This is a genomic window from Aeromonas sp. MaB10011B, assembly GCF_017939325.1.
GTDB classification, from domain to species: domain Bacteria; phylum Pseudomonadota; class Gammaproteobacteria; order Enterobacterales; family Aeromonadaceae; genus Aeromonas; species Aeromonas caviae.
On the sequence record NZ_JAGKRK010000001.1, the window covers coordinates 74,974 to 89,137 of the forward strand.

General features: G+C 63.9%; 10 protein-coding genes. 4 read left to right on the forward strand and 6 right to left on the reverse strand.

The features are described 5' to 3' along the window. Positions 1-73 precede the first annotated feature (73 nt). The 3 genes from lpxK to J9893_RS00345 form a co-directional block, all read right to left on the reverse strand. Positions 74-1,072, reverse strand: coding sequence for a tetraacyldisaccharide 4'-kinase (lpxK, locus tag J9893_RS00335; RefSeq protein WP_210599812.1), 999 nt, complete (start codon positions 1,070-1,072; stop codon positions 74-76). Next, positions 1,072-2,841: a lipid A ABC transporter ATP-binding protein/permease MsbA gene (msbA, locus tag J9893_RS00340; protein ID WP_042014329.1), complete on the reverse strand. Its 1,770-nt coding sequence runs from the start codon at positions 2,839-2,841 to the stop codon at positions 1,072-1,074. The genes lpxK and msbA overlap by 1 nt, the downstream gene beginning before the upstream one ends. 134 nt (positions 2,842-2,975) lie before the next feature. Further along, positions 2,976-5,117, reverse strand: coding sequence for a DNA internalization-related competence protein ComEC/Rec2 (locus J9893_RS00345; RefSeq protein WP_246875487.1), 2,142 nt, complete (start codon positions 5,115-5,117; stop codon positions 2,976-2,978). 115 nt (positions 5,118-5,232) lie between these two features. On the opposite strand from J9893_RS00345, the gene J9893_RS00350 reads away from it, so the two are divergent. The 3 genes from J9893_RS00350 to J9893_RS00360 all read left to right on the forward strand — a co-directional run bounded on the left by J9893_RS00350 (position 5,233) and on the right by J9893_RS00360 (position 7,860). After that, on the forward strand, positions 5,233-5,751 hold the full coding sequence (locus J9893_RS00350) for a DUF2062 domain-containing protein (RefSeq protein WP_010675237.1): 519 nt from the start codon (positions 5,233-5,235) through the stop codon (positions 5,749-5,751). Continuing rightward, the gene (locus tag J9893_RS00355; protein ID WP_210599814.1) at positions 5,745-6,239 is read left to right on the forward strand and encodes a DUF2062 domain-containing protein; all 495 of its coding nucleotides are present in this window, start codon (positions 5,745-5,747) and stop codon (positions 6,237-6,239) included. The genes J9893_RS00350 and J9893_RS00355 overlap by 7 nt, the downstream gene beginning before the upstream one ends. A 115-nt stretch (positions 6,240-6,354) precedes the next feature. Then, positions 6,355-7,860 (forward strand): helicase HerA-like domain-containing protein, encoded by a 1,506-nt coding sequence (locus J9893_RS00360; protein ID WP_010675239.1) that lies wholly within the window; start codon positions 6,355-6,357, stop codon positions 7,858-7,860. 79 nt (positions 7,861-7,939) lie between these two features. Here the strand turns inward: J9893_RS00360 and J9893_RS00365 are convergent, their stop codons facing one another. The 3 genes from J9893_RS00365 to J9893_RS00375 all read right to left on the reverse strand — a co-directional run bounded on the left by J9893_RS00365 (position 7,940) and on the right by J9893_RS00375 (position 11,499). Then, positions 7,940-9,130, reverse strand: coding sequence for an amino acid aminotransferase (locus tag J9893_RS00365; protein WP_111896752.1), 1,191 nt, complete (start codon positions 9,128-9,130; stop codon positions 7,940-7,942). Positions 9,131-9,265: 135 nt separating this feature from the next. Next, the gene (locus J9893_RS00370; RefSeq protein WP_162726181.1) at positions 9,266-10,207 is read right to left on the reverse strand and encodes a hypothetical protein; all 942 of its coding nucleotides are present in this window, start codon (positions 10,205-10,207) and stop codon (positions 9,266-9,268) included. Between the two features lie 218 nt (positions 10,208-10,425). Continuing rightward, a complete protein-coding gene (locus J9893_RS00375; RefSeq protein ID WP_113070051.1) occupies positions 10,426-11,499 on the reverse strand; it encodes a porin in 1,074 nt (357 codons plus the stop codon). 382 nt (positions 11,500-11,881) lie between these two features. On the opposite strand from J9893_RS00375, the gene dinG reads away from it, so the two are divergent. Then, complete coding sequence (gene dinG / locus J9893_RS00380; protein ID WP_043153863.1) at positions 11,882-13,954, forward strand: ATP-dependent DNA helicase DinG; 2,073 nt, start codon at positions 11,882-11,884, stop codon at positions 13,952-13,954. Positions 13,955-14,164 lie beyond the last annotated feature (210 nt).

Consider the following 14,164-nt stretch of genomic DNA (forward strand, 5'->3'; position numbering starts at 1 on the left):
CTGGCATGTCAATGTGCAGGGCCAGCCCCCGAGTCCGGGCGCTGGCCGTCTGTTCCAATCCGGTGGCGCCCGGTCAGGGCGCCTGGCGCCCGTCCCCTCTTCCGGGCTGCGGGCCCAGGGTGCGCAGCAGCGCCTCCCCCAGGGCATCGGGCAGCTCGGCGCTCACCGGCAGATACCACCAGTTGTCCGGGGCGAAGGGGCGGCACTTGACCGCATCCTTCTCGGTCATCAGCAAGGGGCGCTGGCCGAAGCGGGCCAGCAGCTCGGCGACGTCGAACGCCTGGTGATCCCCGTAGCCGACGCTCTGCACCAGCTCGTAACCAAGGGCGGTCAGGGTGGCGAAGAAACGGGGGGGATGGCCGATGCCCGCCAGGGCATCCACCGGCCCCGAGAGGGGGGCAGTGAGAGGCGCATCGTCGCACACCCGGCGCAGGGTATCCGGCACCAGGCGCATGGCGTACTCGCCACGGGCGGGTTCACCGCCGTTGCAGATGATGGCGTCTACCCGCTTGAGGCGGGTCGTGGGCTCGCGCAGCGGCCCCATGGGCAGCAGACAGCCATTGCCAAAGCGCCGCGCCCCGTCCACCACCACCAGTTCGATGTCACGGGCCAGGGCATAGTGCTGCAGGCCGTCGTCGGTGACGATGATGTCCACCTCACCGCTTTGCTCCAGCAACCGCACAGCATCGGCCCGTCTGGGGGCCACCGCCACGGGGCAGCCGCAGCGCCTTGCGATGAGCACGGGCTCATCCCCGGCCTCGGCCGGGGTGCTGCTTTCATCCAGTCGATAGGGGTAATGGGGCGCCTTGCCGCCATAGCCGCGGCTGACCACGCCCGGGCGCCAGCCCCGGGCCTGGAGTTGTTCCACCAGCCAGACCACCACCGGGGTCTTGCCGTTGCCCCCCACCGAGAGATTGCCCACCACCACCACCGGCAGGGTGGCCCGATAGGCGCTGAACCAGCCCCGGCGATACCCCAGACGGCGGACGCCGCTGACCAGGGCAAACAGCAGGGCGAAGGGGGCCAGCCCCCAGCGCCAGAGGCTGTTCCCGTACCAGAGTCTGGCCAGCATCAGCCCTTGTTACCCGTGGCTGTATTACCAAACTGAATGGCCCGCAGCTGGGCATAAGTACCATGCATGTCCATCAGGGTTTGGTGGTTGCCGCGCTCGACGATGTGTCCTTCGTCGATCACCAGGATCTCGTCCGCCTTCTCGATGGTGGAGAGGCGGTGGGCGATCACGAGGGAAGTGCGCGCCTTGCACAGCTCGTCGATGGCCGCCTGGATGTGGCGCTCGGACTCGGTGTCCAGGGCCGAGGTGGCTTCGTCCAGCAACAGCACCGGGGAGTCCCGCAGCAGGGCGCGGGCGATGGCGATGCGCTGGCGCTGGCCGCCGGAGAGGGAGGCGCCGTTCTCGCCGATGACGGTGTCATAGCCTTCCGGCATCTTGCTGACGAAGTCGTCCGCATGGGCGATGCGGGCCGCCTGCTGGATCTCGTCGCGGCTGTACTTCTCTTCCGCCGCGTAGGCGATGTTGTTGGCCACGGAGTCGTTGAAGAGGTGCACGTGCTGGGAGACCAGGGCGTACTGCTTGCGCAGCTCGCTCAGGCGGTATTCGCGGATGTTGACGCCATCCAGCAGAATTTCCCCCTCTTCGATGTCATAGAAGCGGGTCAGGAGGCTCGCGATGGTGCTCTTGCCGGAGCCGGAACGACCCACCAGGGCCACCGATTTGCCCGCCTCCACCTTGAAGCTGATGTTGCGCAGCGCCGGTGTCTCCTTGGTCGGGTAGGTGAAGGTGACGTTGCGAAACTCGATTTCACCTCGGGCACGTTCCAGGGTACGGGTGCCGGTGTCCTGCTCCGGGGTGGAGTCCAGCAGACCGAACAGGCTCTGGCAGGCGGTGATGCCGCGCTGGAACTGGTTGTTCACGTCGGTCAGGCTTTTCAGCGGCTTGAGCAGCATCATCATGGAGGTGACCATGACGGTGAAGGTGCCCGCGGTCAGGGTCGCCTTGACGCTGTCGATGGTGGCGACATAGAGGAAGACCGCAAGGGCCACGGAGGCCACCATCTGGACGATGGGGCTGCCGATGGCGTCGGCGGCGACCATCTTCATGGTCTGCTGGCGCATCCGGTTGCTCACCTGGTAGAAGCGCTTGTCCTCCACCTCCTGGCCACCGAACATCAGCACCTCTTTGTGCCCCTTGAGCATCTGCTCGGTGGAGGTGGTGATGTCACCCACCGCCTGCTGGATGTGGCGGCTTATCTTGCGAAAACGTCGGCTGATGATGCTGATGAGGATCCCGACCAGGGGCCCCACCACCAGGAAGATCACCGACAACTGCCAGGAGTGCCAGAACATCAGGCCCAGCAGGCCGATGACGGTGGCCCCTTCCCGCACCAGGGAGACCAGGGTCGAGCTCGCGGCGGACGACACCTGACCGGCGTCATAGGTCACCTTGGAGAGCAGGTTGCCGGTGTTCTGGCGGTCGAAGAAGCTCATGGGCATGGCCATCAGGTGGCTGAACACCTGCTGCTGCAGGCGCATCACCACGTGGTTGCCGACCCAGGCCATGCAGTAGTTGGAGAGGAAGGCGGCGCAGCCGCGCAGAGCCACGATGCCGAGGACGAAGAAGGGCATCCACTTGAGCACGCTGCTGTCGTTGCCGTTGAGCCCCTGATCGATGAGCGGTTTGATGGAGTAGACGAAGGTGGTATCCACGGCCGCGTAACCCAGCATGCCAATGATGCCGCCCACCAGACCCAGCTTGCGATCCCGGACATAACCGAGCAGGCGCTTGAAGACGGTCCAGCTCTCTTGTGAGGTTTCTTGTTGCATGAATAGCCGTTAATAAGGGAAATGACGGGCTATTCTAGCCAAACCTTGGAGCTACACCAAGCGCCGCTGGCGCGATGGCTACAACCCGGGTCACAAATGAAGGCCGCCCCTTGCCGGGCTGGCTCATTGGATCCTCACTCCCTTCCCCATACCTGCGACTGCCACCAGGGGCCGCCACGCCTGTACCAGGGCCCCTGCTCCCGCTCGGCCCGGATCCTGAGGCCCGCGTCCCCCGGCTCGATCAGGATGGCGCCCGCCTCCCCCGTGACCCACTGCCGCGCCCCCTGGTATCGCGCCACCACCTCGGGGCGGGGAAAGCCCCACTGGTTCATGAAGCCTGCGCTGTGCACCACGAAGGCAGGTTGCACCGCCGCCACGAAGGGGGCCGTGGAGGAGGTGCGACTGCCATGATGCGGGCTCACCAGCAGGGTGCTGGCCAGCCCCGCGCCCTCACCCTCCTCCAGCGCCAGTGCCAGCAGGCGGCGCTCCGCCTGCCGCTCGATGTCACCGCTCAGCAGCAGCCGATGACGCCCGTCGTCCAGCTGCACCACGCAACTGTCGTTGTTGCGCCCCGCCCCGGCTGCCAGGGGCCAGAGCACCCGCACATCCAGTCCCTGCCAATGCCACTGCTGACCTCGGCGGCAGGCCTGGGTAGCCGGTGTAAAGGGAAAGGAGGAGAGCTCCCGGCGCACCGCCATGCTCTGCAGCAGAGCCTGCCGGTTGCCCGCGTGATCCCTGTCTCTGTGGCTGATGATCAGGGTGTCGATCACCCGGATGCCGAGCCGGTTGAGCAGGGGCAGGATGGCCGCATCCGCCATGTTGTAGCCCCCGGGGTAGCGATCCCCGGTATCAAACAGGATGGCCCGATCCCCCCGGGTGACGAGCACCGAGAGCCCCTGCCCCACGTCCAGCACCCGCACCTGCCAGGAAACGGGAGCAGGCCAGAGGGCGAGCAGCAGGGCCGCCGCCACCGGCCCCCCCAGGGCGCGCCCTCCCGGCAGGTGCCATCCCGTCCACAGCAGGATCAGCAGGGCGCTGGCGGGCATCAGCCAGCCGGGCACCGGCCACCAGAGCTGCAGGCGATCCCCCAGCTGCGTGAGCCCCCACAGCACCCACTCCAGACCGAAGGCGGAGACCCAGAGCAGGTCGTGGGCCAGCAACGTGGAGAGGGGCGCCACCAGCACGCCGATGAGCGCCAGGGGAATGATGACAAGGCAGAACAGCGGCAGTGCCAGCAGATTGAGCAGAAACGCCAGGGGCGCCATCCCCTCGAACAGCAGCAGTTGCAGGGGCAGCAATCCGAGCAGCAGCAGAAGTTGCAGCCGCACCAGGCCGGGGCGATCGTGCAGCAGGCTCGCCAGCAACAGCAGGGCCACCGCCAGAAAAGAGAGCCAGAACCCCGCCGAATAGAGGGCAAAAGGGTCCCACAATGTCAGCACCACAAAGGCCCACAGCCAGATCCGGTGGCTCGGCCAGTCCCGCTTTAGCCAGCGCAGCAGGCTCCACACCAGCACCATGATGAGGGCACGCTCGGTGGCCACCGCAAACCCCGCCAGCCAGCTGTAGGTGGCCGCAAACAGGAGTGACACGCAGATAGCCCCGCGCAGCCCGAACAGCCGCCCGAGCCACCAGCCGAGCACCGCTACCAGAGCGATATGCTGGCCCGAGATGGCGATGATGTGGGTCAGGCCGCTGCCGCGAAAGAGTTCCCACTGGGCATCCGTGATCCCTCCCTGTTCCCCGAAGGTGAGGGCCGCCAGCAGGGGGGCCTGCGCCATCCCCTCCCAGGCGCGACTCGCCGCCGCCAGCCAGCGATCGCGCACACCCGGGGGCACGGCATCCAGGGCGATGACCCGACGCAGGTTGCCGGTGGCGGTGATTCCCTTGCCAAGGAGCAGGCGCCGCCCATCCATCCCCGCTTCGTTGGCCAGGCCATGGGCCGGCTTGAGAGAGGTCACCAGGGTGACGCGGCTGCCGGCAGGCAACGGCGGCAACACCTGATAGGCATTGACCCGCACCAGGGGTGGCACGATGAGGGGGCGATCGTCCAGGGTGTCGAGGCGCAGCAGCAGGCGCGCAAATTTATCCCCCTCTTTCTCTCCCGAAGACTCCGTACTTTGCACGTGTGCGGTTATGATGTGGCTCGTTTTTTTGCCAAGCTGATCCAGCCAGGCAAGCCGGTAGTGCAAATTCACCTGCATCCAGAGGATGCCGAGCAGCAGAAACAGCAGCCGCCAGCAACGACCACCGGCGAGGGGGAGCGCGAGCAGCAGCATCAGGCCACCCCATTCCCATGAAGGCAGCCATGGCCAAAGCAGTGAGGAGCTTGCCCCCAGGGCAAACGACAACAGACGCAGATCCATGGAGCAAGTATTTAGCAAGGTTCAGAACATGCCCAAACGAATCATACAGCGCTGGCTACCCGACCCGGCGACCCTCAAGGAACACAAGCACTTGCGACTCTTTGGCAAGCTGCTGCTGGATGCCAACCTCTGGCATCTCAACCGGCGCTCCGCCGCCGGTGCCTGTGCGGTCGGCCTCTTCATGGCCTGGGTGCCCCTCCCCTGCCAGATGCTGCTGGCCGCTGGCGGCGCCATCGCCTGCCGGGTCAACCTGCCCCTCTCGGTGGCCCTGGTCTGGCTCTCCAACCCCCTGACCATGCCACCGCTGTTTTATGGCGCCTATCTGGTGGGCTGCCAGTTGCTGGGGCAACCCTCCCAGCACATCGAGATCACCTTCACCTGGGCCTGGCTGGTGTCGGTGTTCGAGACGGTGGCCCCGCCGCTCTTGCTGGGCTCCCTGGTGCTTGCCCTGCTGAGCGCCCTCGTCGGCTATGTCCTGGTTCGCGCGGGCTGGCGCCTGAGCACGGTGCGCCAGTGGCAAAAACGCAAGGTGGCGCGCCCATGCTGAACCGCTGGTTGGCCCGCTTCAAGATTGACCCCGATACCCTGCGCCAACAGAAGTGGTTCGCCCTCTTTGGCGAGCGACTGATGACACCCGCCCTCTGGCAAGGGGGAACGCGGGCCCTCTGTGGCGCCGTGGCGGCCGGGCTGTTCGCCAGCTGGGTCCCCATGCCCATGCACTCCCTGGTGGCCGTCGCCCTGGTGCTGGCGTTCAGCTTCAACCTGCCGCTGGCCCTCTTGGCGGTCTGGTTCAACAACCCGCTGACGCTCCCCTTCATGTACCTCTACGCCTATCGTACCGGTTGCCTGGTGCTGAACGAGACGCCAGCCCCCTTCCATCTCACCTGGTCCCTGCACTGGCTGGAGCAGGAAGCGGCTATCCTGGTGCCCCCCTTCCTGCTCGGCAGCCTGCTGCTGGCGGTGCTGAGCGCTGCCGCTGGCGCCTTGCTCACCCTGCTGCTGTTGCAACTGGGCAAACTGACCCGCCCCCGCTAGGTTGCCAGCACGCCGTCCTTGTCTCGGGCGGCGTGCCTTGCCATCGTCTGCCTCTGCCACCACACTCCTTGTAACCCGTTGTTTTTCGACCCCCATTCGAAACAAGGAGCCCACCATGGCCGAACCGCTCACGCTGGCCCATGCCAATGGCAACCCCCTCTCCCTGCTCCCCGCCATGGCCAATCGCCACGGCCTCATCACCGGGGCCACCGGCACCGGCAAGACAGTCACCCTGCAGGTGCTGGCGGAGGGGTTTTCCCGCCTCGGCGTGCCGGTCTTTCTTGCCGACGTGAAGGGGGATCTGAGCGGCCTGGGCGCCGCCGGCACCCCCTCTGCCAAGCTGGATGCCCGTCTGGCCCAGCTCGGCCTTCAGGCACCCGACTTTGCCGCCAGCCCCACCCTGTTCTGGGATCTCTTCGCCGAAGAGGGCCACCCGGTGCGGGCCACCGTCTCCGACATGGGGCCTCTGTTGCTTGCACGCCTGCTCGGCCTCAACGACACCCAGAGCGGGGTGCTGGAGCTGGTGTTCAAGGTGGCGGACGACGAGGGGTTGCTGCTGCTCGATCTGAAAGACCTGCGGGCCATGGTGCAGTTTGCGGGGGAGCACGCCAAGACCCTCACCACCCGCTACGGCAATGTGTCGACCGCCTCCATCGGCGCCATCCTGCGCAACCTCCTCACCCTGGAGAGCGCGGGCGGCAATCACTTCTTCGGCGAGCCCATGCTGGACATCCAGGATCTGATGCAGACTGACGGGGCAGGCCACGGCCATATCAATGTGCTGGCCGCCGGCAAGCTCACCCAGTCCAGCCGCCTCTATGCCTGCTTCCTGCTCTGGCTGCTCTCCGAGCTGTTCGAACAGTTGCCCGAGATAGGGGATCCGGAAAAGCCCGTGCTGGTGTTCTTCTTCGACGAGGCCCACCTGCTGTTCAAGGATGCGCCCAGGGCACTGCTGGAGAAAATTGAGCTGGTGGTGCGCCTCATCCGCTCCAAGGGGGTGGGCGTCTATTTCGTGACCCAGAGTCCGGCCGACATCCCCGACAGCGTGCTGGGGCAGCTTGGCAACCGGGTGCAGCACGCCCTGCGCGCCTTCACTCCGAGCGATCAGAAGGCGGTACGCATCGCCGCCAACACCCTGCGGGCCAACCCTGCCTTCGACGCCGCCGGAGCCATCACTGAACTGGGGGTCGGGGAAGCGCTCATCTCCCTGCTCGACGAGAAGGGGCGGCCCAGCGTGGTGGAGCGCGCCTTCATCGCGCCCCCGGCCAGCCGCATCGGCCCCCTGAGCGCGGCCGAGCGCCAGGCGCTTATTCAGGGCTCATTGCTCTACGGCAGATACGACACCCAGGAGGACAGGGAGTCCGCGTTCGAGCGGCTTCAGGAGGCATCGCCCGCCGCCGATGACGAGACCGCTTCCCCACAGACCGACCAGGGCGGCGGTCTGCTGGATGCCTTGAATGGCATCCTGTTCGGTCGCACCGGCCCCCGTGGTGGCCAGCATGACGGGGTGGTGCAGACCGCCGCCAAGAGCGTGGCCCGCACCCTCGGCAACGAGGTGGGACGCCAGCTGATGCGCGGGGTGCTCGGCTCCCTGCTGGGGAGCAGCAAGCGGCGCCGCTGATGCCGGAAAATGAAAAAGCCCGCCGTGTCGGCGGGCTTTTTATGGCTGAAGCAAGGCGCTTGGCGCAGATGCGTCTCTCTTACAACACCTTGGCGATGGCGTCGCAGAGGGGATCAATGTTGGCGCGGGTGATGCCTGCCACGCTGATCCGGCCGGAGCCGACGATATAGATGGCGAATTCGCTCTTGAGGCGCTCCACCTGATCCTTGGAGAGACCGGAGAAGGAGAACATGCCGTTCTGTTCGCGGATGAAGCTGAAATCCTGGTTCACCCCCCGCTCGGCCAGCTTCTCCACCAGCAGCTCGCGCATCTCGCGAATGCGCACCCGCATGGCGGCCACTTCTTCCACCCACTCCGCATAGAGGGTCGGGTCGCTCACCACGGTGGTGACAACGGCGGCGCCGTGTGACGGCGGGTTGGAGTAGTTGGCACGAATGACGGTCTTCACCTGGGTGAAGGCGACGTCGGCCACCGCCTTGGTCGCGCAGACCAGGGTGAAGGCCCCGACCCGCTCGTTGTAGAGGCCGAAGTTCTTGGAGAAGGAGCTCGCCACCAGCAGCTCGTCGTGGCACTCGGCGAAGATGCGAAGGCCTTCGGCATCCTCTTCGATACCACGGGCAAAGCCCTGATAGGCAAAGTCAAAGAGCGGCAGCCAGCCGGCGGCGGCACTCTGCCTGGCCAGGGCGCGCCACTGCTCGGTGGTCGGGTCGATACCGGTCGGGTTGTGGCAGCAGCCGTGCAGCAGCACCAGATCCCCCGCCTGCGCGTCAGACAGGGAGGCCTGCATGGCGGCGAAGTCGAGTCCCTTGGTGGCGGCGTCGTAGTACTTGTACCACTTGACGGTCAAACCGGCCGCCTGGAACACGCTGACGTGGTTCGCCCAGGTGGGATCGGAGATCCAGATGGTCTTGGCGAGATTGTTGCGTACCACGAACTCGGCGGCGATGCGCAGGGCACCGGTACCGCCCGGCGCCTGCGCCGTCTTGGCGCGGCCGCTGGTCACCAGGGCGGCATCACGGCCGAACAGCAGTTGCTGCACGATGCGGCCGTATTCGATATTGCCTTCGATACCGAGGTAGTTCTTGGTCTTCTCGTCGGTCAAGAGCTTCTGCTCGGCTTGCTTGACGCAGTGAAGGATAGGAGTGGCACCGGTCTCATCCTTGTAGATACCGACCCCCAGATTGATCTTGTGGCTGCGAGTGTCGGCACGGAAGGCTTCGGTCAGGCCCAGGATCGGATCCGCTGGGGCGGCAACAACCTTTTCAAACATGGTATTCCCTGTAGTCCGTTGAGTTCGTTGGCTGGCAAAGTAGGTTGGCAAACAAAAGCGCCCGTCCAGGGAGCGCTTCGTCAGCTCTTTATACCACTGCCTTCCATAGGGGAAAACCGCTTTCTCTGCGCCGCCTCAACCAATCCCGTGCCAATCCGGTGCCAGGGCACACACCTCGACCGACAGACCCCGATTCGACTCCACCAGATCATTGCACTGTGCCAGCAGCGCACGGGGGATACGGCTCGGCTCCCAGGGCCGACCATCCCCCAGGGGAGCCCCGTAGGCCGCCTTGATGGGCACCAGATCCCGGGGCAGCCACCAGCTCGCCGGTCTCCCCAACCGCTGGGCCAATGCCAGTACTCTGTCGACCCCGGCCGGATCCAGGGCTGTGAGGTGGCTCCAGAGGGTCTGGGGCGGCAAGGCGGCGATCAGGGGCTCCAGCGTGCCGGGATCCTCGGCGGGATACCAGACCAGCAGGGCGTCGGCGGGCAGTGGCAACTCGGCGAAGGCGCCGACGGCATCGGTCGTGATCACCCGCTGTATCTCCCCCTCTCCCCAGAGGATCTTGCCAAGCTGCGCCAGGGTGCGGGCTGGCAGCGCCACCTCCCCCAGGGTCTGGAGCCAGGGGGCGGCATCCAGCAGGGTGCCGCCGCTGAGAAACAGGCTGAACGGCCGTGTGGCCCGCAGACGAAGGGGCAGATCACTGCAAAGCCGGATCCCCTTGTCTTCGAAGTCGATCTGCTCGATGGGGCTGAAATGACCCTCCCCCTTGCGATACAGGGCCGCCAGCACCCGCTCGTTGACCCTCTCCCCCAGTTGCCAACCGTGGGATTGCAGCCACTCCTCGGGTTCCGGCGGGGCACTGGCCATCTTCGCCAGCATCAGCTCCCGAGTCAGATAGCGGTGCCCGGCAGGGGTGAGCTCATAGTGGTGATTGCCAAGGGCCAGCAGCAACTGGTTGTCCCGAAGCATGCCGATGAGCGGCTGCCATTGACGACCGCGAACAGCCTGGGGGCTGCCGCTCAGCAACTGCTGTGCCAGCGCGCGCCACTCGGGGTGGGTGAAATCGATCAAAGACATCCTTCCCTGTCGGCAAACCATCCTTCAACGAATTGAATAATCTAGCGATTTACGACGAAGGAGCCAAGGGCGGAAAAGAGACAACGTGACCTGGCGCAGCACCGGACGTCGAAAGGAAGCGAAAGAGGTGAAAGGCAGATAAAACAAAACGGCCAAGCAAGCTTGGCCGTTTCATCAACTCTTTCACGATTCCCTATGAGAGGGAGCCTTGATTAGAAGTTGTATTGCATACCAACAGTCCACTCGTCATCTTGCTGACTCAGGCCTTGGATTTTGTATTCGGTGTAAGCTTTCAGCTTGGAGTTGAAGGCGTATTCAACACCCATGGAGGTGAAATCTACGGTGTCTTCGTAAGAAGTTACACCTTCCACTTTCGCTTCAGCGAAGTTGTAGCCAGCCAGGAAGGTCCAGGCGTCTACGTTGTAGGAAGCAGCCAGCTCGTAGCCACGCGCCTTGGCATCGTTGAAGCCGTCGAACTTGTAGGTGGATTCGTTATACAGGGCAGCGAAGTAGAAACCCTGATAGGTGTAGCTTGCGGCAACAGCCCAGTCATTCTTGTCGGTCAGATCAGCGCGACTGAAAGTACCGTTTTCGGAAGTGATGGTGAGGCTGGAGGCATCTTCGAAGCTCTTGGACTCGTAACCTGCGGCCAGACCCAGACCAAAGTCGAAGTCATAGGTTGCGCCCAGGGTGTAGCCGTGGTCCATTTTACCTTCAACACCAGACCAGCCAGCGTAGTTCGCATCATAGCTGCCGTTGTTGGTGATGTAGCCACCTTTCAGGCCAAAACCGTTCCACTGACCGTTATAGATAGCCTGACCTTCTTGACGACCATCATAGACGTTGGCCATGTCACCGTAGTCGTTGAAGATATCGGTCTTGGCGACGGTTGCATTGTAGAAAGCAGTTTCTGTCTGACCAAACAGGAACTGGCCATACTGGGAACCATCGAAGCCAGCATAGATGTGACGAACCTTCAGCTCACGCTTGTCGCTGTCATAGGAGTTTTCGGAGGCCAGTTGCCACTCAGTTTTGGCAACGCCAGACCAGGTGTCATTCAGAGCCATTTTACCGGACCAGCCCAGACGGGCATAGGTGGTCAGCTCACCATCATTCTTGGAGTAAGAATCTGCGTCTGCATCGTAGGAGTCGTACTCGCCGAAGTACTGGGCATGTACACGACCGTAGATGTCGAAGGTGGTACCGTCTTTGTCATAGATGACGGCAGCGTTAGCTGCGGATGCAAACAGAGCCGGGATAGCAATAGCCAGAATTGTCTTTTTCATAGTTTCCAATGCCTACTGTAATTAAACACTAAGTCCTTGTTATTCCCTGTGTTAGCGATGTTCTTTGCATCACTATGGCGCCGAGACTATCACCGGGTTTTCGAATCCGCAATGAAAAAACTTGGAACTTTTTATGAAAACCATAGTCACAGGGAAAAATTTGTGAGCTGAATCTCACAATGTTTGCCCCATCAGGGAAAACGTTTACAGCGATACTCTCTGCCTGAATCCCTCTTTTTTGGTGGTTTATTGCAACCCCCTGTTCCCTCATAACATATGTGCAAAGCCGGGGCTGACCCGACTGCTTCTCCCCTGCCTCGACCCGGGCCGCCTGTTGCGGGTATCCTGTTGCCATCCACACCGACACGGCCACACCTTCTTTATGCTATCGACTCGCCTCAAAGCCACCATCCGCAATACCTATCGCCAGATTGCCGATGGTTTACCCGGTTTTGTGCCGCGCAAGGAGCAGAATTTCCTGGTTGCCGAAATCGCCAAGACCCTGACGGGAGAATATGACAGGAGTCGCCGCATCCTGGTGGCCGAGGCTGGCACCGGCATCGGCAAGTCCCTCTCTTATGCCCAGGGGGCCATACCAGTGGCACGGCTGACCCAGAAGAAGCTGGTGATCTCCACCGCCACCGTGGCCCTGCAGGAGCAGCTCATCCACAAGGATCTTCCCTTTTATCACCGTCACAGCGAGCTGCCGTTTCGTTTCATGCTGGTCAAGGGGCGCCAGCGCTACTGCTGCGAGCACCTGCTGGAGCAGGCGGCAAACGGCAGCGAGATGGCCAATTTCGAACTCGACTTCGGCGCATTGAGCAAACACAAGCCATCGGACGCTGACAAAGCGTGCTACCAGGGGCTGTGGCAGGCCTACACAGAAGGCAAGTGGGACGGGGATCGGGACAACTGGCCCAAACCCATTCCGGACCCTTGCTGGGATCGCATCGCCGCCGACCGTCACACCTGCAACAAGGCCCTGAGCCACCATCAGCACTGCCCCTTCCATCGGGCCCGCAACGACATGGACGCGGCAGACGTGCTGGTGGTCAACCACGCCCTGCTGCTCTCCGACCTCACCATGGGGGGCGGCATCATATTACCGCCGCCGGACGAGTGCATCTATGTGCTGGACGAAGCCCACCACCTGCCCACCATCGCCCGGGATCACGGCGCCGCCAGCGCCAGCATCAAGGGATCCCGCCGCTGGCTGGAAAAGCTGGTGCAAAGCGCGGGCAAGCTGGCCAGGACGCTGAACAAGGAGAGCCTGCTCGACCCCCAGCTCAAACTGCAGGATGCCCTGGCCTCTCTCCAGCCGGATCTCAAGGCACTCGAGCAGTGGCTCGCCAGCAATGATCACCTCTTTGGCGGCGAGCCCCACCACAGATTCGCCGATGGGGTACTGCCGGATCCCCTGCCCATGCTGGCGGAAAACCTCAAGGAGGCGAGCAAGAAGGCACTGAGGGCGCTGGACAGAATGCAGGGGGCCATCGGCGAGGCGCTCAAGGATGGCGACATCCGTCGCAAGGAGGCCGAGCCTCTGCTGGCGGAGAGCGGTTTTCACCTGCAGCGGCTCGAGAGCTTCTGCGCCCTCTGGGAGATGCTGAGCCGCCATGTTCCCACCGGCAAGACCCCCCTCGCCCGCTGGATGGCCAGAAGCGAGGACGGGGACATCTGGTTGCACGCCTCCCCCATCGAGGTGGGGTATCTGCTGGAGGAGTGGCTCTGGTCCCGCTGTCTCGGGGCCGTGCTGGTGTCGGCGACCCTCACCGCCCTCTCCTCCTTCAGTTATTTTCGCCACCAGGTGGGGCTCAAGGAGCATGACGGCACCCGCTATCTGCGGCTGCGCTCCCCCTTCGACTACCACAAGGCCGAACTCTATCTGCCCAAGATGGCCCATGAGCCCAGTGCCCCCGCCTTCACCCAGGAGTTGATCGATACCCTGCCCCGTCTGCTGGCAGGCAAGGAGGCCAGCCTGGTGCTCTTCTCCTCCTATCGCCAGATGAACGAGGTGGCGGTGGGGCTGCGGGCCAAGGGGATGTCGCTCCTGGTACAGGGGGAAGCGTCCCGCAGCGCCCTGCTCCTCCTGCACAAACAAAAGTGCGACGGCGGCCAGGCCAGCATCCTCTTTGGCACCGGCAGCTTCTCGGAAGGGCTGGATCTGCCCGGCCACTACCTCACCAACCTGGTGATCACCAAGCTCCCCTTCGCGGTGCCCAACTCCCCCGTGGAAGAGGCGACCGCTGAGTGGATAGAGCAGCGCGGCGGCAACCCCTTCCTGCAACTGACGGTGCCGGAGGCGTCGCGCAAGCTCATCCAGGCCTGTGGCCGCCTCATCCGAAAAGAGGCGGATCGGGGGCGGGTCACCATCCTGGACCGGCGCCTGCTGACCAAGCGCTACGGCAAGGGGCTGCTGGACGCCCTCCCCCCCTTCACCCGACGCATCGAGTGACACGGCTGACGCCCGCCATGCGATCCCCTGTCTCTCATGTCAGGAGGGGGCAGGAAGATAGAAGAGCACGCTGCCCGCAGGACTCGGGGCAGCGGGATCCACACCCCGCACACCGGAAGGCGCCATAAACGGCTATTGCCGCTGTGGGGCAAACCTGTAAAAATGACCCCCTATTTTTCAGTGGGCAATTGCCTGACTGTTCAAGGAGAT

What these genes read in the sequence shown, in the direction of transcription:
- msbA (WP_042014329.1), bottom strand. Translation starts at nt 2,841, where the DNA reads ATGCAACAAGAAACCTCACAAGAGAGCTGGACCGTCTTCAAGCGCCTG.
- J9893_RS00345 (WP_246875487.1), bottom strand. Translation starts at nt 5,117, where the DNA reads ATGCTGCTGCTCGCGCTCCCCCTCGCCGGTGGTCGTTGCTGGCGGCTG.
- dinG (WP_043153863.1), top strand. Translation starts at nt 11,882, where the DNA reads ATGCTATCGACTCGCCTCAAAGCCACCATCCGCAATACCTATCGCCAG.
- J9893_RS00375 (WP_113070051.1), bottom strand. Translation starts at nt 11,499, where the DNA reads ATGAAAAAGACAATTCTGGCTATTGCTATCCCGGCTCTGTTTGCATCC.
- J9893_RS00360 (WP_010675239.1), top strand. Translation starts at nt 6,355, where the DNA reads ATGGCCGAACCGCTCACGCTGGCCCATGCCAATGGCAACCCCCTCTCC.
- J9893_RS00365 (WP_111896752.1), bottom strand. Translation starts at nt 9,130, where the DNA reads ATGTTTGAAAAGGTTGTTGCCGCCCCAGCGGATCCGATCCTGGGCCTG.
- J9893_RS00350 (WP_010675237.1), top strand. Translation starts at nt 5,233, where the DNA reads ATGCCCAAACGAATCATACAGCGCTGGCTACCCGACCCGGCGACCCTC.
- J9893_RS00355 (WP_210599814.1), top strand. Translation starts at nt 5,745, where the DNA reads ATGCTGAACCGCTGGTTGGCCCGCTTCAAGATTGACCCCGATACCCTG.
- lpxK (WP_210599812.1), bottom strand. Translation starts at nt 1,072, where the DNA reads ATGCTGGCCAGACTCTGGTACGGGAACAGCCTCTGGCGCTGGGGGCTG.